Origin of the sequence: Actinoplanes sp. NPDC000266 (assembly GCF_042899005.1) — a bacterium.
Taxonomy (GTDB): Bacteria; Actinomycetota; Actinomycetes; order Mycobacteriales; family Micromonosporaceae; genus Actinoplanes.
In genome coordinates this window covers 919,062-942,170 of the sequence record NZ_JBIAZI010000003.1, presented here as the reverse complement: position 1 = coordinate 942,170, position 23,109 = coordinate 919,062, and the positions used below count along the sequence as shown (strand labels likewise).

Below are 23,109 nucleotides of genomic sequence, written 5' to 3'. Positions count from 1 at the left end.
TCTTGACAGGGCGCGGCCGGGCGAGAATAACTAACGTACTGGTTCGTACAAAGAGCTGGAGAGCAACGTGGACCGTCGTTTCCTGGTCGGCCTGATCGGCGCGAACATCGGCACCTCGATGAGCCCCGCGCTGCACGAACTCGAGGCCGACCGGCAGGATCTGCGCTACCTCTACCAGTTGATCGACCCCTCGCCGCGCGGCCTCGACCTCGGTGACCTGCTCGTCGCGGCGCGGCGGCTCGGCTTTCGCGGGCTGAACATCACCCACCCGTACAAGCAGGACGTCCTCAAGTTCCTCGACGAGCTCTCCCCGGAGGCCGCCCTGCTGGGCGCGGTGAACACCGTCCTGTTCGAGGGGGAGCGGGCGATCGGGCACAACACCGACCGGTACGGCTTCGCGTCCGGCCTGGCCCGTCAGCTGCCCGGCGTCGACACCGGCCACGTCGTGCAGATCGGCGCGGGCGGCGCGGGCGCGGCCGTGGCCTCGGCGATCGCGGCGACCGGGGCCCGGCTGCTCACCCTGGCCGACCTCGACGGGGAGCGCGCCCAGCGGCTGGCCCGGGCCATCACGGGCAGCACCGGCACGACGGTCGACGTGATCGCGCCCGGCGAGGTGCCGTCACGGCTGGCCGGCGCGGACGGGCTGGTCAACGCCACGCCCATCGGGATGGAGGGCCATCCGGGCATGCCGGTCGCGGCCGAGCACCTGCGGGCCTCGCTGTGGGTCGCCGACGTGATCTACCGGCCGCTGGAGACGGGACTGATCCGTGCCGCCCGGTCGCGGGGCTGCCGGGTCGCCGACGGCGGCGGCATGGTCGTCTATCAGGCCGCCGCCTCGTTCCGACTCTTCACCGGGCGCACGCCGGACGAGGAGCTGATGTACGCCGACTTCGAGACGCTCACCGGGAGCCGCCGTGAATGAGCGGTCAGCGACTAGCCTGCCGGGTCAGGGCCGGCTCGTCCCGCCACCGGCGCAGCAGCACCGGCAGCTCCTCGTTGTGCTCGCCGAGCACCGGCGGTGGCGACACCGGCGTCAACTGCTCGCCGTCGACCAGCACCCCGCTGCCGCTGACCCGCACCGGGCCGCCGGCCGGCGACACGAGCTCGGTGAAGAACCCCCGCTCGGCGAGCTGGGGCGAGGCGACCGCCTGCGGCACCGTCAGGATCCGGGCCGCCGGCACTCCGGCCGCCGGCAGGATCCTCTCCCACTCCTCGGCCGGGCGGGCCCGCAGCGCCTCGTTCAGCGCCTCGTTCAGCGAAGCCCGGTGCTGCTTGCGGGCCTCCCGCTCGGCGAAGCGCGGATCGGTCAGCAGCCCGGGGCGGCCCACCAGGCGGCACAGGGTCTCGAACTGTTCCTGGCGGTTGGCCGCGATGTTCAGCGGGCCGTCCGCCGTCTCGAAGGTGCCCGACGGGGCCGCCGTCGCGTTCTGGTCGCCCATCGGCTGGGGCTCGACCCCGCTGACCACGTAGTTGGAGACCGCCCAGCCCATCGCCGACATCGACGCCTCCAGCATGGACACGTCGAGGAAGGCTCCCCGGCCGCCGGCCAGCGCCGCGACCACGGCCAGGGCGGCGCTGAGCCCGCCGACCGTGTCCGCCACCGGGAAGCCGACCCGCTGCGGGGCCGTGTCGGGTGTCCCGGTCACGCTCATCATCCCGGACAGGCCCTGGATGATCTGGTCGTACGCCGGGGCCTGGCTCAGCGGCCCGGACTGGCCGAACCCGGTGATCGCGCAGTAGACCAGCCCGGGGTTGATCGTGCGCAGATGGTCCCAGCCGAGGCCGAGCCGGTCCATGACGCCGGCCCGGTAGTTCTCCACCAGCACGTCGGCGTGCTCGACCAGCTCGGTGAAGACCGCCCGGCCGCCCGGTTCCTTCAGGTCGAGCTCCACCGACTTCTTACCCGCGTTCTGCGCGAGGAAGGACGCGCCGAGACGCCGCCGGTTCAGCGACGGGTCCGGGCCGAGCTGGCGGGCCAGGTCGCCCCGTCCCGGCATCTCGATCTTGAGGACCTCGGCCCCGAGCAGCGCCAGGTGATAGGTGCAGAAGGGGCCGGCGAGGACATTGGTGAGGTCGAGGACGCGGACACCGTCGAGCGGCCGGTCGGGCATCAGCGGTACTCCTCCCGTAGCAGCGGATCCAGGTTAGAAAGAAGCGCCGAGCGGATGGTCGAATCCCCGCTCGTTCATCTGGGCGGCCGCCTTGAGCAGCGCCTCGGCGAAGGCCGCGACCCGCTCGTCGCCGAAGCGGACGGTCGGCCCGCTCAGGGTGAGCGCGGCCACGACCGTTCCCGAGCGGCCGAGGATCGGCACGGCCACGGCGGACAGGCCGTTCTCCCGCTCGCCGTGGCTGGTCGCGTAACCCTGCTGGTCGGCCTCGTCGATCCACTCCCGCATGCGGCGCACATGCCCTTCGCCGTACGGGGAGGAGGCGGCGATCCGTTCGAGCAGGGGATCGGGGGCGTTGCGCAGCAGCACCTTGGCCGACGCGCCGGCCCACATGGGCAGCTCGTCGCCGACGTGCACGACGTGCCGCAGCGGCTGCGGGCTCTCCTGCTGGGCGATGCAGACGCGGACGATGTCGCGGGCGACGTAGACGTTCACCGTCTCGCGCTCGCGGGCGGCCAGTTCCCGCATCATCCGCTGCGTCTCGGGCGGCAGCTCCCAGCTGCGGCGGGCCAGGTGCGCCCACCGCCACAGGCCCGGACCAGCCATATATCCGCTGGGGGTCGCCCACAGCAGACCGCTCTGTTCCAGGGTCTGCACGAGCCGGATCACGGTGGTCTTGGCCAGGCCGGTCGCGGCGACGATGTCGCGCACGGCGATCAGCGGCCGGTCCTCGCTCAGCAGGGACAGGATGTCCAGCGCGCGCTGGACGCTGCGGACGCCCGAGCCGTCGGCGGCGCTCTCGTCGCGGGTCACGGTGACTCCCTCTCTCGAAAAGACTGCCCCTGATTCTGGCGTCAACCCCTTGCCTTCCGCTGGCGGCCAACCGTACGTTACACCGGAGTCCGCAGAGCGGTCCAGAAAATGCTTATTAGGTCCGTCTAGTGGACCACATGAGAAGGAGGAGGCGAAGATGGTCGACCGAACGCCGACGCTCCTCGGTGGAAAATGGATCTCCGAAGGCTCGGCCTTCGAGCGTGTCGGGCCCTTCGTCCGTACGGTCGTCAGCAGCGCCCGCTCCGCCGAGCCGGGCGACGCCCGGGCCGCGGCCGAATACGCGAAAGCCGGCGCCCGCACGGTGGCCCGGCTGGCCCCGGCCACGCGGGCGGCGGTTCTCGATCGCGCGGCCGTGCTCGCCGTCGAGCGCCGGGAGGCGATCGCCCGCCTGCTCGCGCTCGAACTGGGCAAGCCGCTGCGCGACGGCCTGGGCGAGCTCGACCGGGTCGCCGACACGTTCTCGGTCTGCGCCGCGGCCGCCCGCGACATCGGCGGCGCCGTCCTCCCGGTGGCCGGCTGGGCACGCGGCGCCGGCAACACCGCGATGACCTACCGCGCCCCGGCCGGCGTCGCACTGGCCATCACGCCGTTCAACGCACCGGCCAACCTGCTCGCCCACAAGCTCGGCGCCTCGTTCGCGGCCGGCAACAGCACCATCGTCAAGGCGCCGCCGCAGGCGCCGGCCGCCTCGGCGGCGGTGGTCGCGCTGCTGCTCGACGCGGGCGCCCCGGTCGAGGCCGTTCAGCTGCTGCACGGCGGGGGAGAGGTCGGCGCCGAGCTGTGCGCCGCCCCCGAGGTGGCCGTCATCAGCTTCACCGGCAGCGCCGAGACCGGCGCGGCCGTGGCCCGCGCCGCCGGCGCCAAGCGCCTCGTCCTGGAGCTCGGCGGCAACGCGGCCACCATCGTCTGCGACGACGCCGACCTCGAGCACGCGGCGAAGATCTGCGCCCGCACCGGCTACAGCAACTCCGGCCAGAGCTGCATCTCGGTCCAGCGCATCTACGTGGCCCGCGACCGGAAGGACCGATTCGCCGAGCTGCTGACGGATGAGGTCGCGACATTGAAGGTGGGCGATCCGCTGGACCCGGGCACCGATGTGGGCTCCATGGTGGACGACGCGGCCGCTGAGCGTGTCCTGCGATGGGCGACGGCCAGCGGCGGGCAAATCGCCCTCGGGGGCACTCGTGACGGCGCGACCCTGCATCCCACCGTGGTCGTCGACCCGCCGGAGAGCGCCGAGGTCGTCGTCAAAGAGGTCTTCGGCGCGCTCGTGGTGGTCCTGCCGTTCGACGACTTCGACGCGGTGCTGGAGACCTGCAACCGGAGCAGCTTCGGGCTTCAGGCGGGCCTGTTCACGAACGATGCCGCCCGCATCTTCCAGGCCTGGCGCGAGCTGGAAGTGGGCGGCCTGATCGTGAACGGCTCGTCCAACTACCGCCTCGACCACGTCCCGTTCGGCGGGGTGAAGGACTCGGGCTTCGGCCGCGAGGACCCCCGCCACATGGTCGAGGACTACACCGTCGTCAAAACGCTGATCCTGCGTGGCCTGTCGATCTGGGGAGAGAACTGATGAGGACCGCCGCCGACGCCCTGGTCGAGCAGCTGAAGAGCTACGGCGTCACGCACATCTTCGGCACGTGCGGGCACACGAACATCGCCCTGCTCGACGCGATCGGCCGCAGCGACATCGACTTCGTCATCGCCCGCCACGAGCAGACCGCCGCGCACGCCGCCGACGGATACGCCCGCGCCACCGGTAAGCCCGGCGTCCTGCTCATGCACGTCGGGCCCGGCATGATGAACGCGGTCACCGGCGTCGCCACGGCCGCCCTCGACTCGGTCCCGCTGGTCGCGATCTCGGGCGACATCCCCTCCTACATGTACGGGCGTCACCCGCACCAGGAAGTCAACCTGCACGCGGACGCCGACCAGACCGCCATCTACCGCCCGTTCGTCAAGCGGGCCTGGCAGGTGCAGCGCGCGGCCGACCTGCCCCGCTTCACCGAGCGCGCCTTCTGGACCGCCACCAGCGGCCGCCCCGGCGCCGTCCTGCTCAACGTTCCCATGGACATCTTCAACCGCGACGCGCCCGGCGGTGAGTATCCGCTGCCGATCAGCGCGACGAGGCCGGATTTGTCCGGATCGGACGCGAAAAAGATCGCCGCCGCGCTGGTGGAGGCGGAACGGCCGCTGATCTACGTCGGCGGTGGCCTCCGGGGCAGCGAAGCCCTCAAGGAGCTCGCGGAACATCTCGACATCCCGGTCGCCCACTCGCTGATGGCCAAGGGAACCCTGCCCGACGACCACCCCCTCGTGCTGGGCATGACCGGCTTCTGGGGCTTGAAGGAGACCAACGAGTACGCCCGGAACGCCGACGTCGTCCTGGCCATCGCCACCCGGTTCGCCGAGACCGACTCGAGCTCGTGGAATCCCGAGTACACGTGGCGCTTCCCGCCGTCGCGGCTCATCCAGATCGACATCGACCCGGCCGAGATCGGCCGCAACTACCCGGTCGAGATCGGCGCCGTGGCGGATGCCGGGCTTGCGGTCGGGCGCGTGCTCACCGCCGTACGGCAGAGGAAGCCGGAGGGAACCGACCGGCCCTCGCTCCGCTCGGAGATCGGGCAGGCGCGGGCCGAGTTGTTCGCGGCCAGCGCCGAACGCGGCCGCAGTGACCAGTTCCCGCTGCGGCCCGAGCGGATCCTGGCCGACGTGCGCGCCTCGCTGCCGTCCGACGCCGTGCTCGTCACCGACGTCGGCTGGAACAAGAACGGCGTCGCCCAGTGCTACCCGCTGCCGGCCGACGGCCGGTTCATCACCCCGGGCGGCGCCTCCACCATGGGCTTCGGGCCGGCCGCCGCCCTCGGCGTGCAACTGGCCCAGCCCGAGCGGGTCGTCGTGGCCCTGATCGGCGACGGCGGCATGAGCGCCCAGCTGCCCGCGCTGCCGATGGCGGTCGAGCAGGGCCTGCCGGTGATCTTCCTGGTGATGAACAACCGTGCCCACGGCACGATCTCAGACCTGCAGTCGAGCTTCTTCGGCCGCAGCTACGGGTGCGACTTCGTCGATCCGGACGGCAACCCGTACAGCCCCGACTTCGCCGCCCTCGGACGCGCCTGCGGCGCCGACGGCTATCTGGTGGCGGAGCCCGGCGATCTCACCGTCGCCCTCAAGTCGGCCGTCGAGCGCCGCCGCCCCGCGGTGATCGACGTGCCGATGGTCAACGAGCCGGTGCCCACCCCGGGTCACTGGAACATCAAAGACATCTATCAAGGTCGATTTTAAAGAGGTGACACGCACATGGTCCGCATGAGAGCCACCGCTTTCGCCGTGCTCGCCGTTGTCCTGACCGGAGCCGCCGGCTGCAGCGCGCCCGGCTCCGACAAGGAGGAATCGGGCAGCGACTCCGGCCCGATCAAGATCGCCGTCGTCGACGCGCAGAGCGGGCAGCTCAGCTCGCTCGGCGCCTGGGAGCTCAAGGGCGCCCGCCTGGCCGTCGACGAGTGGAACGCGGCCGGCGGCGTCAACGGCCGGCAGATCCAGCTCGACGTCTTCGACGACCAGGGCGACCCGACCACCGGCACCAACCTCGCCCGCAAGATCGACAGCGAGGGCTACATCGCCATGATCGGCACCGCCGAGAGCGCGGTCACCATCGCCATGGCCCCGCTGCTCAAGCAGGCCGAGATCCCGAACATCACCTCGGGGCAGTCACCAGGCCTGGTGAAGGTCGGCAGCGACTTCCTGTTCCTCAACGGCCCGACCTCCACCACGTACGACGAGACCCTCGCCAAGCACATCGTCGACCAGCAGGGCATCAAGAGCATCGCGATGATCACCAACAACGGCGGCTACGGCAAGGGCGAGCACGACGCGTTCCTGAAGGCCTTGCAGAGCCGCAACGTCACGCCGGTCGCCGACCAGGTCGTCACCGCCGACCAGAAGGACTTCAGCGCGGTGCTCACCTCGATCCGCCAGAAGAACCCGAAGGTCATCTTCCTGGGCGCCGAGGAGGTCGAGTCCGGCCTGATCGTCAAGCAGGCCCGCGACCTCGGCATCACCTCGACCTTCGCCGGCGCCGCGCCGCAGGGCACACCGGTCTTCCTCGACACGGCCGGTGCGAAGAACGTCGAAGGCACGATCGTCAGCTCGCCCTACCTGAGCAACGACATCGACGAGGCGTCGAAGAAGTTCGCGGCCGCCTACAAGGCGAAGTTCAACGAGGAGGCCGAACTGCACGGCGCCAAGGCGTACGACGGAACCCAGATCCTCCTGACCGCCCTCAAGACCAGCAACGTGGCCAGCGGTAAGCCGCTGGCCGAGGCGATCAGGGCCACCAAGCACGACGGGCTGCTCGGGAACTTCGCCTTCGACGAGACCGGCGTCGGCATCTTCGAGACGTCGATCGGAATCATCAAGGGCGGCAAGCTCGTCGCCGCCGGAAGCTGACCGGCATGCAGGTCTTCTTCCAGACGATCGTGGGCGGCGTCAGCCTCGGCGCCGTCTACGCCCTGGTGGCACTGGGGTTCTCCCTGGTCTACCGCACGATGGGGCTGGTCAACTTCGCGCACGGCAACGTCGTGACGGTCGGCGCCTATCTGGCGTCCACCTTCTATCTGACCAGCAAGTTGCCGTTCGCCCTGGCCATGATCGTCGCGATCGTCGTGACCGGGGCGATCGGCCTGGTCATCGAGCGGGTGCTGCGCCCGCTGGAGAACAAGGACTTCGACCTCATGCTGATCGGCACGATCGGGTTCGGCATCGTGCTCGACGCCCTGATCATCATGATCTGGGGCGCCACCGGCCGCGCCGTCCCCTCACCGGTACAGACCGCGCCGATCGACATCTTCGGGCTGAGGATCAGGACGTACGACCTCGTCGTGCTGGCCATCGCGGCGCTGGCCACCGTGCTGCTGGTGCTGTTCCTGTCCCGGACCAAGAGAGGCGCCGCCATGCAGGCGGTCGCGATGGACCACGAGGCGGCCACCGCCGTCGGCATCCACGTGGGCCGCAGCAACGCGATCGCCTTCATGATCGGCGGCGGGCTGGCCGCGCTGGCCGGCGGCCTGGTCGGGCCGCTGCTCTACGTCAGCCCGGCGCTGGGCGGCGCGCTCGGCATCAAGGGCTTCGCGGCCGCCATCCTGGGCGGCTTCGGCAGCATCCCCGGCGCGATCCTCGGCGGCCTGGCCATCGGGATCCTCGACTCGTTCACCGCCGGGCATTTCCAGGGCTACTCCGAGCTGGTCACCTTCCTCGTCTTCACGGTGATCATCATGGTGCGGCCGACCGGCATCTTCGGCGAGCGGACGGTGAACCGGGCATGAGACAGCGCATATTGATCATCGCTGCCCTCGGCGTCGCGGCCTGGTTCCTGCCGTACGGGCTCGACTCGTACGCCATCCACGTCGTCAACGTCATCCTCATCTTCGCGATCCTGGCCATCGGGCTCGGCCTCGTCATGGGCATCGCCGGTCAGGTCAACCTGTCGCAGGTGGCGTTCTTCGGCGTCGGCGCGTACGTCACGGCCATCCTCACCACGCACGCCGGGATGGGATTCTGGGTGGCCGGGGTGCTGGCGGTCGCGGCCACGATCCTGATGGGCCTGGTGATCGGCACACCGGCGCTGAGGGTGCAGTCGCATTATCTGGGCATCGTGACGCTGGGGCTGGCCCTGGCCTTCACGAACTGGGTGACGAACGCCGAGATCGCCGGTGGCGCCGAGGGCATCTCGGGGATCCCGGCGCCGACGCTGCCCGGTGTGGACCTGTCCAGCGAGTACATCTACTACTACCTGGAACTGATCGTCTTCGCGGTGGTGCTCAGCTTCGGGCTCTTCGTGGTCCGTACGGCCCTGGGCCGCCGGATGCGGGCCATGCGCGACGACGCGCTGGCCGCGGGCGCGCTCGGGGCCGAGGTGCCGATGCTCCGGATGACGGCGTTCATGCTGGCCAGCTTGTACGGGGGAGTGGCCGGCGTCCTCTATTCGGGCCTCATCCGCTACGTGGCGCCGGAGTCGTTCAACATCGCGAACATGTTCCTGCTGCTCGCCATGGTGATCATCGGCGGCCGGCAGAGCCTGATCGGCTGCGTGATCGGCGCCATCAGCCTGGCCCTGGTCCGCGAGCTGCTGGTCGACCATCCGACCATCGCCCAGCTGGCGTACGGCTCGGTCGTCGTCCTGGTCGTCGTCTTCGCCCCGACGGGCCTGGCCGGCCTCCCGAAGCGGCTCCGCGCCGCCATCGACCATCGGCGGGGAACGCGAGGCAGCGCGGCGCAATTGAGGCCGTTCGAGCCGTACGAGCCCGCGGCTGCCGCCCCCGGCCTCCTCGCGCCCACCGCCACCGGTCCTTCCCCCAGCTCCGATGATCAACTTCTCCGGGTCGAGGGGGTGACCAAGCAGTTTCGGGGTCTCAAGGCGCTCGACGACGTCTCGCTCACCGTGACGACCGGCGAGATCCGCGGGATCGTCGGGCCGAACGGCTCCGGCAAGACGACGCTCTTCAACGTGATCAGCGGCCTGTACAAGCCGACCCAGGGCAGGGTGTTCTTCCGGGGCGCCGACATGACGGGGCGGACTCCGTATCGTCTGGCCCGCGCCGGCATGGCTCGTACGTTCCAGAACCTGCGGCTTTTCGGTGACCTCACGGTCGAGGAGAACCTCCTCGTCGCGCTCGACCGCTCGTCGACGCTGTCGGCGTGGCGCTATGTGCTGCGACCGCTGAGCGTGATCCGGCGAGATGTGACTCTACGATCGGACGCCGCGGACATTTTGGCTCGATACGGGCTGACGGAGTTCGCCTCTCTCGCGCCCAAGTCGTTGCCGTACGGCATTCAGCGCCGTGTCGAGATCGCGCGGGCCGTCGCCGCCGATCCGGCCCTGCTCCTGCTCGACGAGCCGGCGGCCGGCCTCAACGGCGAGGAGGTGCGGCAGCTGGCCGAGATCGTCCGGTCGATCCGCGACAGCGGCCGCACGGTCATCATCATCGAGCACAACATGGGCCTGGTGATGTCGCTCTGCGAGCAGATCACCGTCCTGGGCGGCGGCCGCGTCATCGCCGAGGGAACGCCCGCGCAGGTGGCCACCCACCCGGCCGTGATCGAGGCCTATCTCGGCGACTCGATGAACACCGACGATCTGCCGTCCGTCGAGGAGGCCACGCGATGACCACCGGGCTCGCCCTGACCGTCGAGGGACTCACGGTCAACTACGGCGGCGTCAGCGCCGTCCGGGACCTCAGCTTCGAGGTGCCGGGCGGCGAGGCGGTCGGCGTCATAGGCGCCAACGGCGCCGGCAAGACCTCCACCCTCAAGGCGGTGATGGGCCTGGTGCCACGCCAGTCCGGCAAGCTGCGGCTGGGCGACAAGGACCTGGGCTCGGTCAGCGCCCGCAACATGGTCCGGCACGGCATCGGCTATGTCCCGGAGGGCCGGCACGTGTTCACCGGCCTGCCCGTCGAGAAGAATCTGCTGCTCGGCGCGTACGCCCGGAAATGGGACGCCTCGACCAAGGCCACCCTGGCCGAGGTCTACGACCTGTTCCCCGTGCTCGGCGAGATGCGGCACCGGCTGGCCGGCGCGCTGTCCGGCGGGCAGCAGCAGATGCTGGCGATCGGCCGGGCGCTGATGTCGCAGCCCCGGCTGCTGCTGCTCGACGAGCCGTCGATGGGCCTGTCGCCCAAGCTGGTCGAGGACATCCTGGCCGTGCTGCTGCGGCTGCGCTCCGAGGGCCTGACCCTGCTGCTGGTCGAGCAGAACGCCAAGCTCACCTTCGAGGCCACCAGCAGCTGCCTGGTGGTCGAGAACGGCGCGGTCGCGATGACCGGCACGTCGGCCGAGCTGCGCAACGATCCCCGGGTGCGCCAGATCTACCTGGGACTGTGATGCTGCTCGGCTCGCCGTTCGCGCCGCTCGCGCTGCGCAACCGGGTGGTCAGCCCGCCGATGGAACGCAACTACGGCACTCCCGACGGCCGGGTCACCGACAGGTACGTCTCCTACCTGCGGGAGCGTGCGGCGGGCGGGGCGGCCCTGGTCTTCACGGAGGCCACCTATGTACGGGCCGACGGGCGCGGCCGGAGGCTCCAGCTCGGCGCCCACGGCGACCACGTGGTGCCGGGGCTGGCCTCGCTCGCCTCAGCGGTGCACGGTGACGGCGGCCAGCTCGGTGTGGAACTCAACCACGCCGGGCGGGTCGCCTCCCCGGCCGTGTCGGGCCGCCAGCCGGTGGCGCCCTCGGCGGTGCCGTTCCGCGGTGTCGTCCCGCGCGCCCTGTCCACCGGCGAGGTCGCGGGGCTGGTCGACGACTTCGCCGCCGCGGCCCACCGGTGCGCCGAGGCGGGGGTGGACGTCCTCTCGGTGCACGCGGCCCACGGCTACCTCATCCATCAGTTCCTGTCCCCGCGCACGAACCATCGCACCGACCGCTACGGCGATCCGCTCGCCTTCGTCTCGGAGGTGCTGACGGCCGTACGCCGCGTGGGTCTTCCAGTTTTCCTTCGCCTGTCCGCCTTCGAGGGCGTACCCGACGGCCTGTCCCTCGACGACACCCTTGCGCTGACCGCCCGCCTGCCGCTCGACTGCGTCGACGTGCTGGACATCTCGGCCGGGTGTTACGAGGCGGGCGAGTGGATGGTCCAGCCGGGCGAGGTCGTACGGGGTGTGCTCGCCCCGTACGCCGCCAAGTTCCGTTCCCTGGGAAAGCCCGTCTGCGTGGCGGGACGCATCCCCACGGCCGAGGCGGCCGAGGAGATCCTGCGGTCGGGCGCGGCCGATCTGGTCGCCGTCGGCCGCGCCCAGCACGCCGACCCGCACTGGACCCGCAAGGCCCTGACCGGCGTCGCCCCGCGGCCGTGCATCGCCTGCAACCAGGGCTGCATCGACGAACTGCACACCCAGCGCCCGATCTGGTGCCTCGTCAACGCCGCACCCCCGCCCGCCCCGAGCGGTTCGACCCGCCGCATCCTCGTCGCCGGCGGGGGCGTGGCCGGACTGGAAGCGGCCCACCGGGCGGCCTCGGCCGGTCACGAGGTCGTGCTGTTCGAGGCCGGACCGTCGCTGGGCGGCCGGTTCCGTTACGCGGCAACGCTTCCCGGCCGCCCCGAGTTCGGCCGCCTGCTCGACTGGTATTCGCGAGAACTGGCTCGGCTCGGTGTGGACACGCGTCTGTCGACCCCGGCCGACGCCTCCGTCGTCGCGGCCTGGAGTCCGGAGACGGTGGTGATGGCCTGCGGCGGCACCCCTTTCGTGCCACCGATCCCCGGCGCCTTCCTCCCACGCGTGATCGGCATCGAGGACTGGCGCAATGCCGTACCCGGCTCCGTGATGACGGTGTGGGGCGCCGACCGGGCCGGCCTCGCCGTGGCGGACGCCGCGGCCGCCGCCGGCCACCGAGTGCTGCTGCTGGCCGCCGGCGACACCCTGGCCCCCGAGGCCGGCTTCCGAGAGAAGGTCCTCGTGGAACGCCGCCTGCGCGCCTCACCGGCCGTGGAGATCCGCCTCGGGGCCACCCTGGAGGCCATCACCGAGGACACCCTGCTGATCGGCGCCGCCGGCGGCCTCGAACGTCTGGAGGTGCCGGGCCCGATCGTGGCCTCGCACGGCACGGTGCCGCGAACCATCGACCTCGGCCCGTGGAACACGGTCGTGGTGGGCGAAGCCGGCGGCGCCACCTCGGCCGCCGAAGCGATCCGGCAGGCGGCCGCGCTCACCTTGTAGGTTGGATGCCATGTTCCGCGACGAGGATCTCGCACTGCTGGCCCGCCCGCTCAACGCCTTCCTCACGGTCACCCCACGCGGCGACCGCTGGCCGTCCCCGCGCCCGGTCTGGTTCGAGCAGACCGCCGAGGGCGACCTCCAGCTGTTCTCGCTGCCCGAGTCCCCTAAGGTCGACCGCCTCCGCGAGAACCCGCGCGCGTCGATCGTGGTGGCCGCCCCCACCGGCGAGCCCGAGCACTGGGTGGCGGTCGAGGGCCAGGCCACCATCCACGAGGACGGCGCCAACGACCTGGCGCTGCGCCTGGCCGAGCGCTACTGGACCTGGACCGACCCCGAGCACGACAAGCTGCTCACCGAGTGGCGCACCGCCCCGCTGGTCCGCATCGTCCTGCACCCGGAAAAGGTGAACCGTTACTCGGCCTGACCCCAGCTCAGCCGCCAGTACTGCCAGCCCTCCGGCGCGGCCGGCCAGCTCGGATCAGGCTGCCAGCCCGTCTGCGGTTCCCAGCCGGCAGGCGGTTGAGGCCACTCGGGTGGCACCACGAAGCGCAGCCCGGTCGGCCGCGGCGGCACCGGCACGTGGGCGCGGGGCGCGGCCGTGGCTGGTTGCGCCTCGAGCCAGCTGGCCGGTAGTTCGTGGGCGCGCTGAACGTAGAGGACCACCTCAGCCTTGAGGCGGTTGCCCTTGACGACGGCCCGCGCGGCCGTCGTCGTGCCGCTCGCGGCGAGGTGGGTGACGGCGGGCAGCAGGTCGCCGCTCATCTTCGGGCTGAGCTGCCCGACGCGGTGGCCGTCGAGGCGTACCTCGACAAGCTCTTTGGAGGTCCGGGCCGTCTGTTCGGTGATGGGGTGCAACGTGACGTGGACCCAGCCCTCGCCTTCCGGCCGCAGATGCGGAGTCAGGGCGTCCATGTGCTTGTCCTCGCCGGTGACCTGGATCGCCGCGCCGAGCGGAAGCACCTGGTGTCTCTCGGCCGGCGGGGAGTTCAGGGGGACCAGCATGTGCGGCTCGGCGAGGTCGAGCCAGACGCCGCCCCGGAACGACTTGCGCCCGCCGTAGTCCTCGTATTCCGCCCCGTATGCCCGCGCGCTCACGACCGGCGTGAAGCCCGCGCTCACCAGCCGCAGCAGAACCGGCTGATACTTCTTGGCCTCGTCACGCGAGAGATTGCCGAGTTGCCCGGTCTTCCCCCACACGCCGACCGCGTGCGGGTCGTACCGGTTGTTCGGATCGGGGCGCAGCTCGACCGGGATCGACAGCTCGGCGCCGTCGTCCCCGCGGAGCTTGGTGTCCTTGAACAGCGCCTTGATCTGCTTCTCGTAGAAGGATTCCCCGACGACTTCGAAGTACGCCCGGCCGCGTTGTCCCCACAACTCGAATGCTTCCGCCACGGGCGGGAACCTTAACGGCGGCGATGACAGACCGGAGTCGTCCGTTCAGGTAGGGAAGGGCGAGACGTTGACTGATGACGATCGTTACCTGGTCATCAACGGGCGCCGATGGCGGGCGACCGATCCCGCCATCCCCGACGAGGAGGCGGCCGCGCTGCGCAAGGCTCTGATGGCGGCCCGGCGCGACGTGGGCAGGGCGCTGCGGGCCGGGCAGGACCCGGCGTCGGCGCGGTCCCGGGTGCAGCTGGCGAAGGTCGCGCTCGGTGAGCGCGGCACCCCGTGGTGGGAACAGAGCGCCGAGGAGCGCCGGCAACGCTGGGAGGACGGTCTGAGCGCCCTCGGCGGTGAGCCGTGACCGGAAGCGCGGCCGGGGCGTTGAGACTCGGTGAACGTTGTCGTGCTTCAGGCGTACCTCTCGCCGCCGCCTCACGACTGACGCTCTAAGATCCTCGGATGGATGCGACACGGCCTTTGCGCTGGTACGCCGGGCTGTGCTGGCTTTTCTTCGGCATCGTGCCCACCGTGCTGGTCACCCTGCTGGTCGTCAAGGGGCGCACGCCCGGCTCTGTGGGTCTGTTGCTGATCGGCGGCATTCCGCTCGTGCTGGCCGCGCTCGGCGCGCTGATCCGGGGCCTGCGCGAGACCGATCCGGAGCAGGCGTCGCGGCGGCTGCACCTGAGCATGGCCCTCGTGGCCGGCGCCGACGTGCTGCTGCTGGGGGGAAATGCCCTGATTCGGATGGGCGGCAGCTGACTTTTTCCGGCTAGCCGGTACTGCGGTTGGGGGCTCGCATGGACGACATCCGGGCCGCGAATCACCACCCTGTTAAGGCATGGGGGTTCTTACAGCTGAAGCGCCGATCGCCTCGGGGATCGTGGTGGCCGGGCGTTACCGGCTCTGCTCGGTTCTCGGGCGTGGCGGCATGGGAACGGTGTGGCTCGCTCAGGACGAGCTGATGGAGCGCTGGGTCGCGGTCAAGCAGGTCGACCTCGGCTCGGACTGGTCCGGCCGGACGGCCCGCAAGCAGGCCCTGGCCGAGGCGCGCGCGGCCTCCCGGGTCGAGCACCCGGGTGTCGTGCGGATTCTTGATGTCGTACGCGACGACGACCAGCCCTGGATCGTGATGGAGGCCCTGAGCGGGCAGAGCCTCGGCGCGGCGATCAGCCAGGGCCCGCTGCCGATCGAACAGGTCGTGCGGATCGGGCACTGCATCGTCGACGTGCTCGACGCGGCGCACCGGGCCGGGGTGGTGCACCGCGACGTCAAGCCGGGCAACGTGCAGCTGTGCGACGACGGCCGGGTGGTGCTGCTCGACTTCGGCGTCGCCCACGTGCCCGGCGCCGACTGGCGGCCGCCGCCCGGCGGGTTCGCCGGCAGCCCGGCCTTCGTCTCGCCGGAGCAGTTGCAGGGCGGCGAGCCCCTCCCGGCCAGCGACCTCTTCTCGCTCGGCGCGACCCTCTACGCGGCGGTCGAGGGCCGTTCGCCGTTCGACCGGGGCGACCTGTTCGCCACGGTGCTGGCCGTGGCCGAGGGGAACATGACGCCGTTCCGCCGGGCCGGCCGGCTCACGCCCGTGCTGGAAGGCCTGCTGCAGCCGAAGCTCGGCCGGCGCTGGAGCGCCGCCCGCACGCGGGCCGCCCTGCTCAACCTTTGAGCCGTAGGCGCTGCGCCCGATGCGCCGCCATGCGAACGGGAACGTTCGCGAAGCCGTATCCGCGGTAGCCGCCGACGCGCTGAACGATCTCGAAGAAGACCCGGTCGCCGATGACCGGGGTGAACAGCTGCAGATAGTGGCCGTACTCGTCCTCGTCGTACATCGCTCCGAGGACTCGAAGGCCGGCCGGCAGCTCCAGGCGCGCCTCCAGATCGTCGTAGTAGTTGCCGGGAATCGGCACGGATTCGATCCCCGCCGCGTGAAGAGCCGCGGCGGTGCGGGAGAGGTCGGACGTGGCCAAGGTGATGTGCTGGGGGTGGGGAACGGCCGGAGCCCAGTCCCCGCGGCGCAGGACGGGCACGCTGAGCGCTATCCGGGCCCGTCGCCGCGGATCACGGATCGCGAGGGTGCGGATCAGGCCGTACGGCGCCGCGAACTCGCCCGCCTCGTCGTCGGTCATGCCGAGCACCGAACGGTAGAAGAGCGCGGCCTCGTCGTAACGGTCGAACGGCTGGGCCAGCGACAGATGGTCGATGCCGGTGATCCCGGCGCCGGCCGCCCGCTCGCCCGTCGGCAGGAAGTCGTCGTGCCAGCCGGCCGGTGACGTGCGTACGAAGAACACCTCGGTGCCGTCCGGCGCGGCCACCGCCGTCAGGTCGGCCTCGCTCTGCCGGCGCCGGCGGGGGAGCGGCTCGGCGAGGAGCTGTTCGGCCCGCGCGGCCGACTGCCCCGGCTCCGTACTCTCCAAGGCGAAAGCGCGAATCGCGGCCGAACCCTCACTGAGGCGCGGAGCGCCGGAGTTGAGCAGGATGCGGGCGGTGCCCTGCTCCCAGAGCTGGACGGCCTTGGACCGGTGCTGGCCGGAGTGGGTGAAGCCGAGCGCGCGCAGCAGCGTCTCGAGCTCGGGGCCGGAGGAGGAGTCGACGCTGAGCTCGGCGAAGGCGATGCCGTCGAGGTCGGCCGGCGGGGTGAGGTCTTCGTTCTGGAGGGCGATCAGCGACCGGCGGGCGTCGACGGCCGTGCGGTGCGGATCGGCCTGGCGGAAGACGTCGTTGAAGACCTCGAGCGAGAGCGGGCCGGTGTAGCCGGCGTCGAGGACGGCCCGGGTGAAGCCGGCCAGGTCGAGGCCGCCCTGCAAAGGGAAGAGGCGGTGGTGGCGGCTCCATTGCAGGACGTCCATGTCGAGCCGCGGCGCGTCGGCCAGTTGCAGGAAAAAGATCTTGTCACCCGGAACATTTCGGATTTGCTGGAAATCTGCGGTTCGCGACAACACGTGAAAGCTGTCCAGGCATAGGCCGAGCGCCGGGTGGCCGGCCCGTCGGACGATCTCCCAGGAGTGGTCCCATGTGGACACGTGATGGCCCCAGGCCAAGGCCTCGTAGGCGATGCGCATGCCGCGGGCGGCGGCGAGGTCGGCCAGGGAGCGCAACTGGGCAATGCTCACCGCGTCGTCGGGGATCGTGTCGGGGGAGACCGACGAGCAGACGAGAATCGTGTCGGCGCCGAGGCGGCTCATGAGGTCGAGCTTGGCCGCGAAGCGCCGCCGTACGGCCGCGAAGCGCTCCTCCGAAGCTCCTTCGGCGTCACGAAATGGCTGGTAGAGGTCGATGCTGAGGCCCAGATCCTGTACGCGGGCCCGGATGCTCTCGGGGGAGCTCGCCGAGGCGATCAGGTCGTTCTCGAAGATCTCCACGGCGTCGAAACCGGCGGCCGCGGCGGCGTCCAGCCGGTCTTCGAGGGTTCCGGAGAGGCAGACGGTCGCGATACTCGTACGCATGAAACTCCTAATGTACGAACCGGTCCGTTCAGCCTAGGTGACGGGACCACTAGAGTCGACACCAACGACGTCGAGGGGGATCAGGCATGACAGCGGAGTCGGCGCCGAAGGAGCGCGTCCGGGACGCCGAGCGCACCCGCGCCGAGATCATCGAGGTGGCCACGCACGAGTTCGCCGACCAGGGCTACGCGGGCGCCCGGGTCGACGAGATCGCGGCGAAGACGCGCACCACCAAGCGGATGATCTATTACTACTTCGGCGGCAAGGAAGGTCTCTACCTGGCGGTGCTCGAGGGGGCGTACAGGCGGATCCGAGCCCTGGAACAGGAACTCGACGTCGAGCATCTGGAGCCCGTCGAGGCCCTGCGCCGTTTGGCCGAGATGACCTTCGACCATCACGAGCAACACCCCGATTTCGTCCGTCTCGTAGCGATCGAGAACATCCACTACGCCAAACATCTGTCGAGCTCGTCGTCGCGCGAGGTCCTGGCCGCGCCGGCCCTGGAGGTGCTGTCGCGCATCATGGAGCGGGGCCGAGCGGCCGGCCTGTTCCGCGACGACCTGGACGCCCTCGACGTCCACATGATCATCAGCGCCTTCTGCGTCTTCCGCGGCGCCAACCGCTACACGTTCAACGCCATCTTCGACCGCGACCTGTTCGCCCCCGACCTGAGAGACCACCTGCGCGCCATGATCGGCGACCTGGTGGTCGCCCATGTCACCGCGGCCCGCTCCTGAAGCGTGCCGTCCGGGCCGCCCCATCCGGCGCGACGTCGTCGGTCCAGGGCGTCCAGGTCACCGTGTCGCCGTCCCACCGGACCGAGCGCGGCACCTTGCGCGCCCCGGAGGTGGTGGGCGGCGAGTCCCAGCGGTCGCTGACGGCCTGGGTGACGCCGGCCCGGTCGGTGACGACGATCCAGGACCAGGCGTCACCGTCACCGTCGATCTCGTATTCGGCGTGCGCCTTACGCCGGCGGTCCGGGCTGCTCCTGGCGGGGCCGGTCCGCCGGTAGCGGCACCCGTCGCTCAGGCACGCCCGACAGGCCTGCTCGATCGGGCCGGCGTCCCAGCTCAGCGCGGCCGCCAGCGCCAGCATGGTCGCGCGCAGCCAATCGAGGATCGCGCGCCGGCGCTCGTCGTCGGGCAGATCGAGGACCCTTCGGTCGTACGGGACCTCGTGCACCTCGCCCAGACCCAGCGACGCCAGGGCGGGCACGGCCGGGAAGCGGGCCGGACCGAGGTCGGCCGGCAGGAACCGGACCCAGGTGGTCTTCGCGAGCAGCGGCACGCCACGGTCGAGGTGCTCGCTGAAGAGCTCGGTGACCACGATGGCGCATTTGGCGAACCGGTCGGCGTCGCTCAGCGGCCGGCGCAGCAGGCGCGTCGGATGGGTGACCGGGTTGGTGTCGACCGAGCGGACGCGGGTCGGGCTCACCGCGCAGCCAGCCACGGTTTCAGGGCGCGGCGAGGCCCTGGCCGCCTTCGTCTTCCGGCACTCCTCACCGCCCAGCGCCGATCCTCGGGAGTTCGTCACGTCAGTGTACGAGGGCGCCGGCTGGCGACACGGACTTCTCCTTCGGCGCGGTCAGCTGGGTCTCCCTCCCGTCGTGGAGCCGGGGCCGCGACCGACCCGAAGCGGCGTCACGTCGGCCGTGCCGCAGGCCTGCCGATCCCCCGGACCGCCCCGGCCTGGCCGCCCGCAACGCCGCCGCCCGGATCTGATCCCCGGACTGGGCGGCGCGTCGTCAGGACGATGGTCGTGCGGCGGGGTCGGAGGAGATCAGGAGCACGTTGCCGTCGGGGTCGTCGACCATGGCGGCGTAGGGGCCGGTGGTCCGGCGAGGAGCCATGCGGCCGTGGTGGCCGGCTTCGGTGAGCTTGTTCCATATCGCGTCGACGGACGCGTCGTCGCCGGCGAAGAACTCCATGAAGTGCTGGTAGCCGTGGTCGGGGCGTCTCCAGGTGGGGTCGTTGGCCTCGGCGTAGCCCTCGGTCAGAACCAGGGCCACGCCGCTTTCCATGCGGTGAATGGTGACCGGGCGGCCGGGGAGTGGGCCGGGGATGTCCAGGCCCAGGAGGCGGTAGAAGGCCACGGACTGCTGAAGGTCGCGGACGTCCAGGACGACCATGCCCAGCTGTATCGTATGCATGCGCCTACGATCTACTTGTGCTTACGATATGTCAAGGCGTGACAAGGTGGACGGGTGGAGCGTGCGGATCTGGGAGCGATGGTGGTGCGGCTCGGCCGTCGGCTGATCGCGATGGAGGAGCCGATCCTGGCCGCCCATGAGATCTCGATGTGGGCCTACGTGGCGCTGTCGGGACTGGAGGGTGGGCCCACGCGGACGCAGGCGGCGCTCGCCTCGGTCATCGGGGCCGACAAGACGCGGCTCATCCCGGTGCTCGACGACCTGCAGCGGCGCGGGCTGATCACGCGGGAGGCGGACCCGGCCGACCGTCGCGTACGGCTGCTGGGCCTGACCCCGGCCGGCCGCAAGCTCCACGCCGCCGTGCGAGCGGACATCCGCGCGGCGGAGGAGGCGCTGCTCGCGTCCGTGCCCGAGCGGGACCGGGCCGGGTTCGTGGCCGCTCTGCAGGCGCTTGACCAGGGGCGGTAGGCGCCGGCATGGAGTATCTGCGCCTGGCGGAACCCCTGGCCGTCGGGGCCCGCGGGGTGTCCAAGCCGAACGACGGCTCACCGGCGCCGTTCATGGTGACGGCGCTGGAGCCGGGCACCGTCTACGCGGACACGACCTACCTGCGGGGCGCCCGGCTGACTGTGCACCACGACGCGCGGCCAGCAGGGACCGGCAGCCGGCTCGAAGTGCACGCCTACCTGCAGGGGCGCCGGGCGCGGGTATGGGCGCGGCGCATGGGCAATGATGTTCAGGAATCTCTCAGGACCGACCTCGAACGCCTGGTCGCGCTGGCTTCGGGCCATGATCGGGCCGAACGGATGTGACGCAGGACACGTTACTGTGCGTACCCTGTCGGTGATGCCCATCGATCAGTGACGCCGGGAGGTCCACAGTGAGCACGGCACAGCGCGCCCAGCCCGACGAAATCACCACCTGGGAACGGATCCAACAGGAGACTCCGGCTTCGGTGGGCGCCCTGCTCCTCGACCGGGTGGCCCGCACGCCGGACGCCGAGGCGTACAAGTGGCCGGTCGACGGGCGATGGGAGTCGCAGACGTGGGCCGCCGTCGGGGAGATCGCCACCGAGATCGCCGCCGGGCTGCTCGCCCTGGGGCTCAAGCCCGAGGACCGTGTCTCGATCATGTCGGGCACGCGGGTCGAGTGGATCCACGCCGACCTGGGCATCATGTGCGCGGGCGGCGCCACCACCACGATCTATCCGACGTCGTCGGCCGAGGACGTGAAGCACATCCTGGCCGACTCGCACAGCCACATCGCGATCATCGAGAGCGCCGAGCACCTGCCGAAGGTGCTGTCCCCGGGCACGCTGGTCGAGCACGTCATCATGATCGACGGGCCGGTGACGGCCGGCGAGTCCCGCGCGATGACCCTGGCCCAGCTCCGCGCGCGCGGCCGCGACCTGCTGACCGGACGTCCCGACGCGGTCACCCAGGCCACGGCGGCGGTCACGGCCGACCACCTGGCCACGCTGATCTACACGTCGGGCACGACGGGCCGGCCCAAGGGCGTACGCCTGCCGCACAGCCGCTGGACCTACGAGGCGGCCACGGCCAAGGCGATCGCGCTGATCGAGCCCGACGACCTGGGCTATCTGTGGCTGCCGATGGCCCACTCGTTCGGCAAGGTGCTGCTGGCGGCGCAGCTCTCCATCGGCTATCCGACCGCCGTCGACGGCGATCTGACCAAAATCATCGAAAACCTTCCCGTCGTACGCCCGACCGTGATGCCCGCCGTACCCCGGATCTTCGAGAAGGTCCACGCCGGCGTCGTCGCGACCGTCCATCGCGAGGGCGGCGTGAAGGCGCGCCTGTTCGACTGGGCGATCGGCGTCGGCCGCCGCGTGGTGCGCGCCCGCCGCAACGGCGAAACCCCGAGTGCCTTGCTGACCCGGCAGTACGCCCTGGCCGACCGCATCGTGCTCAGCAAGGTCCGCGCCCGTTTCGGCGGCCGCATGCGCTACTTCATCTCCGGCGCCGCCCCGCTGTCGAGCGACATCGCCGAGTTCTTCGACGCCATCGGCCTGCCCATCCTGGAGGGCTACGGCCTGACCGAGTCGGCCGCCGGCTCCACGATCAACCGCAGCCATCACCTCGAATACGGCACCGTGGGCCTCCCGCTGCCCGGCACCGAGATCGCGATCGCGGCCGACGGCGAGATCCTCATCAAGGGCCCCGGCGTCATGGAGGGCTATCACGGCCTGCCCGACGCCAGCGCCACGATGCTGGAGGACGGCTGGCTCCACACCGGCGACATCGGCGAGATCACCGCCCGCGGCAACATCAAAATCACCGACCGCAAGAAAGACCTGATCAAAACCTCCGGCGGCAAGTACGTGGCACCGCAATCCCTGGAGACCCGCTTCGCGGCCCTGTGCCCCCTCTCGGCCCGCATAGTCGTGCACGGCGACGGCCGCCAATACATCACGGCCCTGATCGACCTGGACCCCGACGCCACCCGGGCCTGGGCCGCCGAACAGGGCGTCCCCGGCACCACCCACGCCGAGATAGTCCGCCACCCGAAGACGGTCGCCGCCATCGACGGCTACGTGACCCAGCTCAACGCCGAACTGGGCAAGTGGGAGACCATCAAGCGCTTCACGATCCTCGAGCGGAACCTGACAGTCGAGAACGGCGACCTGACCCCGTCCCTGAAGCTCCGCCGCCGCTACGTGGAGCAGCACAACGCCCACCTGCTGGACAAGCTCTACATCGACTGAGCGGCCCGGCCCTGATCGGTCCCGGTGAGGAAGTCGCGGTGTTCCGTGCGGAGCCGGTCGATGCCGGCGTCGGCTCCGCGCGGGCGTAGGTGGTCGATCACGCGCCACGCCTCGGCGAGAGCCTGGGAGACGGACGCCATTTCGGCCGCGTGCCGTCGCTGCTGGGTGGCCCGCACTTCCTCCAGGCGGCGCGCCCACCCGGCGGCCACGGCCTGCGCCCGGTCGGGATCGGACTGCTGCCGCGCGGCCTCGGCCTGCCGGAACGTCTCGGCATGCCGCCGCTCGGCCTCGGCGCCGGCCTGACGCTCGGCCTCGGCTCGCCGCCGCGCGGCTTCAGCCTCGCGGGCATCCTCGGCCCTGACCGCGCGGCCGTCGTCTGCCCTGACCGCGCGGCCGTCGTCTGCCCTGACCGCGCGGCCGTCCTCGGCCCTGACCGCGCGGCCCTCCGCGATCCTGCCCACGGTGCCCGGCGGCCGGGGCGGAGCGGCGCCGGTCTCGTTCGGCGGGCGGCCGCGCTGGTGGGGCGGGGGAGTGGGGACGATCGTGGCCATGGCGCGGCCGTGGTCGGTGATGGTGACGGGGCGGCCGGTCAAGGACGCCACGCGTACCAGCTGCACGAAGCGGGTGCGCGCCTCGTGCACTGACACCTCGAAGTCGTGATCGGACGGCGAGAAAGCAGCTGGCTGGGCCATGGGGACATGATGGCCGCGGGGTATGACATTTTCCGGTGACGCGGCGGCGACCTGGGATGCAGAGC

Annotated in this window: 23 protein-coding genes; 16 read left to right on the top strand and 7 right to left on the bottom strand. The window is 71.0% G+C overall.

Annotated elements, in window-relative coordinates; all coding sequences use genetic code 11:
• Positions 1–67 precede the first annotated feature (67 nt).
• Positions 68–922, top strand: a complete 855-nt coding sequence (locus ACFY36_RS15825) for a shikimate dehydrogenase (protein WP_499746677.1) — start codon at positions 68–70, stop codon at positions 920–922.
• A 4-nt stretch (positions 923–926) separates the two neighbouring features.
• Here the strand turns inward: ACFY36_RS15825 and ACFY36_RS15820 are convergent, their stop codons facing one another.
• Both ACFY36_RS15820 and ACFY36_RS15815 read right to left on the bottom strand, forming a co-directional pair.
• Positions 927–2,111: a CaiB/BaiF CoA transferase family protein gene (locus ACFY36_RS15820; protein ID WP_499746676.1), complete on the bottom strand. Its 1,185-nt coding sequence runs from the start codon at positions 2,109–2,111 to the stop codon at positions 927–929.
• Positions 2,112–2,144: 33 nt separating this feature from the next.
• Entirely contained in the window at positions 2,145–2,921 is a 777-nt protein-coding gene (locus ACFY36_RS15815) for an IclR family transcriptional regulator (RefSeq protein ID WP_499746675.1), read from the bottom strand.
• A gap of 157 nt (positions 2,922–3,078) precedes the next feature.
• Between ACFY36_RS15815 and ACFY36_RS15810 the strand changes: the two genes are divergently transcribed.
• The 8 genes from ACFY36_RS15810 to ACFY36_RS15775 are packed head-to-tail and all read left to right on the top strand — an operon-like array spanning position 3,079 to position 13,079.
• The gene (locus ACFY36_RS15810; protein ID WP_499746674.1) at positions 3,079–4,512 is read left to right on the top strand and encodes an aldehyde dehydrogenase family protein; all 1,434 of its coding nucleotides are present in this window, start codon (positions 3,079–3,081) and stop codon (positions 4,510–4,512) included.
• Positions 4,512–6,227, top strand: a complete 1,716-nt coding sequence (locus ACFY36_RS15805) for a thiamine pyrophosphate-binding protein (protein ID WP_499746673.1) — start codon at positions 4,512–4,514, stop codon at positions 6,225–6,227. The genes ACFY36_RS15810 and ACFY36_RS15805 overlap by 1 nt, the downstream gene beginning before the upstream one ends.
• A gap of 15 nt (positions 6,228–6,242) precedes the next feature.
• Positions 6,243–7,391, top strand: a complete 1,149-nt coding sequence (locus tag ACFY36_RS15800) for an ABC transporter substrate-binding protein (RefSeq protein ID WP_499746672.1) — start codon at positions 6,243–6,245, stop codon at positions 7,389–7,391.
• Between the two features lie 5 nt (positions 7,392–7,396).
• Positions 7,397–8,266 (top strand): branched-chain amino acid ABC transporter permease, encoded by an 870-nt coding sequence (locus ACFY36_RS15795; protein ID WP_499746671.1) that lies wholly within the window; start codon positions 7,397–7,399, stop codon positions 8,264–8,266.
• Positions 8,263–10,107, top strand: a complete 1,845-nt coding sequence (locus tag ACFY36_RS15790; protein WP_499746670.1) for a branched-chain amino acid ABC transporter ATP-binding protein/permease — start codon at positions 8,263–8,265, stop codon at positions 10,105–10,107. The genes ACFY36_RS15795 and ACFY36_RS15790 overlap by 4 nt, the downstream gene beginning before the upstream one ends.
• A complete protein-coding gene (locus ACFY36_RS15785; RefSeq protein ID WP_499746669.1) occupies positions 10,104–10,823 on the top strand; it encodes an ABC transporter ATP-binding protein in 720 nt (239 codons plus the stop codon). The genes ACFY36_RS15790 and ACFY36_RS15785 overlap by 4 nt, the downstream gene beginning before the upstream one ends.
• Complete coding sequence (locus ACFY36_RS15780) at positions 10,823–12,655, top strand: oxidoreductase (protein ID WP_499746668.1); 1,833 nt, start codon at positions 10,823–10,825, stop codon at positions 12,653–12,655. The genes ACFY36_RS15785 and ACFY36_RS15780 overlap by 1 nt, the downstream gene beginning before the upstream one ends.
• Positions 12,656–12,665: 10 nt before the next feature.
• Positions 12,666–13,079, top strand: a complete 414-nt coding sequence (locus ACFY36_RS15775) for a pyridoxamine 5'-phosphate oxidase family protein (protein ID WP_499746667.1) — start codon at positions 12,666–12,668, stop codon at positions 13,077–13,079.
• On the opposite strand, the gene ACFY36_RS15770 is transcribed toward ACFY36_RS15775, so the two are convergent.
• Positions 13,067–14,047, bottom strand: coding sequence for an HIRAN domain-containing protein (locus tag ACFY36_RS15770; RefSeq protein WP_499746666.1), 981 nt, complete (start codon positions 14,045–14,047; stop codon positions 13,067–13,069). The genes ACFY36_RS15775 and ACFY36_RS15770 overlap by 13 nt on opposite strands.
• Before the next feature lie 67 nt (positions 14,048–14,114).
• On the opposite strand from ACFY36_RS15770, the gene ACFY36_RS15765 reads away from it, so the two are divergent.
• The 3 genes from ACFY36_RS15765 to ACFY36_RS15755 all read left to right on the top strand — a co-directional run bounded on the left by ACFY36_RS15765 (position 14,115) and on the right by ACFY36_RS15755 (position 15,701).
• Positions 14,115–14,402, top strand: coding sequence for a hypothetical protein (locus ACFY36_RS15765; RefSeq protein ID WP_499746665.1), 288 nt, complete (start codon positions 14,115–14,117; stop codon positions 14,400–14,402).
• Positions 14,403–14,500: 98 nt separating this feature from the next.
• Positions 14,501–14,800, top strand: coding sequence for a hypothetical protein (locus ACFY36_RS15760; protein WP_097327983.1), 300 nt, complete (start codon positions 14,501–14,503; stop codon positions 14,798–14,800).
• A 79-nt stretch (positions 14,801–14,879) separates the two neighbouring features.
• Positions 14,880–15,701 carry a serine/threonine-protein kinase gene (locus ACFY36_RS15755; protein WP_499746664.1) on the top strand — a complete coding sequence of 274 codons (822 nt, stop codon included), beginning with the start codon at positions 14,880–14,882 and terminating at the stop codon, positions 15,699–15,701.
• On the opposite strand, the gene ACFY36_RS15750 is transcribed toward ACFY36_RS15755, so the two are convergent.
• Complete coding sequence (locus tag ACFY36_RS15750; RefSeq protein WP_499746663.1) at positions 15,691–17,478, bottom strand: bifunctional sugar phosphate isomerase/epimerase/4-hydroxyphenylpyruvate dioxygenase family protein; 1,788 nt, start codon at positions 17,476–17,478, stop codon at positions 15,691–15,693. The two genes, ACFY36_RS15755 and ACFY36_RS15750, sit on opposite strands and share 11 nt — an antisense overlap.
• A gap of 86 nt (positions 17,479–17,564) precedes the next feature.
• On the opposite strand from ACFY36_RS15750, the gene ACFY36_RS15745 reads away from it, so the two are divergent.
• A complete protein-coding gene (locus ACFY36_RS15745) occupies positions 17,565–18,215 on the top strand; it encodes a TetR/AcrR family transcriptional regulator (protein WP_499746662.1) in 651 nt (216 codons plus the stop codon).
• Here ACFY36_RS15745 and ACFY36_RS15740 read toward each other — a convergent pair.
• Positions 18,196–18,912 (bottom strand): hypothetical protein, encoded by a 717-nt coding sequence (locus ACFY36_RS15740; protein WP_499746661.1) that lies wholly within the window; start codon positions 18,910–18,912, stop codon positions 18,196–18,198. The genes ACFY36_RS15745 and ACFY36_RS15740 overlap by 20 nt on opposite strands.
• A 310-nt stretch (positions 18,913–19,222) precedes the next feature.
• Entirely contained in the window at positions 19,223–19,627 is a 405-nt protein-coding gene (locus ACFY36_RS15735; RefSeq protein WP_499746660.1) for a VOC family protein, read from the bottom strand.
• Between the two features lie 54 nt (positions 19,628–19,681).
• On the opposite strand from ACFY36_RS15735, the gene ACFY36_RS15730 reads away from it, so the two are divergent.
• The 3 genes from ACFY36_RS15730 (at position 19,682) to ACFY36_RS15720 (ending at position 22,352) form a co-directional block, all read left to right on the top strand.
• On the top strand, positions 19,682–20,095 hold the full coding sequence (locus ACFY36_RS15730) for a MarR family winged helix-turn-helix transcriptional regulator (protein ID WP_499746659.1): 414 nt from the start codon (positions 19,682–19,684) through the stop codon (positions 20,093–20,095).
• A gap of 8 nt (positions 20,096–20,103) precedes the next feature.
• Positions 20,104–20,439 (top strand): hypothetical protein, encoded by a 336-nt coding sequence (locus tag ACFY36_RS15725; RefSeq protein WP_499746658.1) that lies wholly within the window; start codon positions 20,104–20,106, stop codon positions 20,437–20,439.
• 68 nt (positions 20,440–20,507) lie between these two features.
• Entirely contained in the window at positions 20,508–22,352 is a 1,845-nt protein-coding gene (locus ACFY36_RS15720; protein WP_499746657.1) for an AMP-dependent synthetase/ligase, read from the top strand.
• Here the strand turns inward: ACFY36_RS15720 and ACFY36_RS15715 are convergent.
• Positions 22,340–23,044: a type II toxin-antitoxin system Phd/YefM family antitoxin gene (locus tag ACFY36_RS15715; protein ID WP_499746656.1), complete on the bottom strand. Its 705-nt coding sequence runs from the start codon at positions 23,042–23,044 to the stop codon at positions 22,340–22,342. The genes ACFY36_RS15720 and ACFY36_RS15715 overlap by 13 nt on opposite strands.
• Positions 23,045–23,109 lie beyond the last annotated feature (65 nt).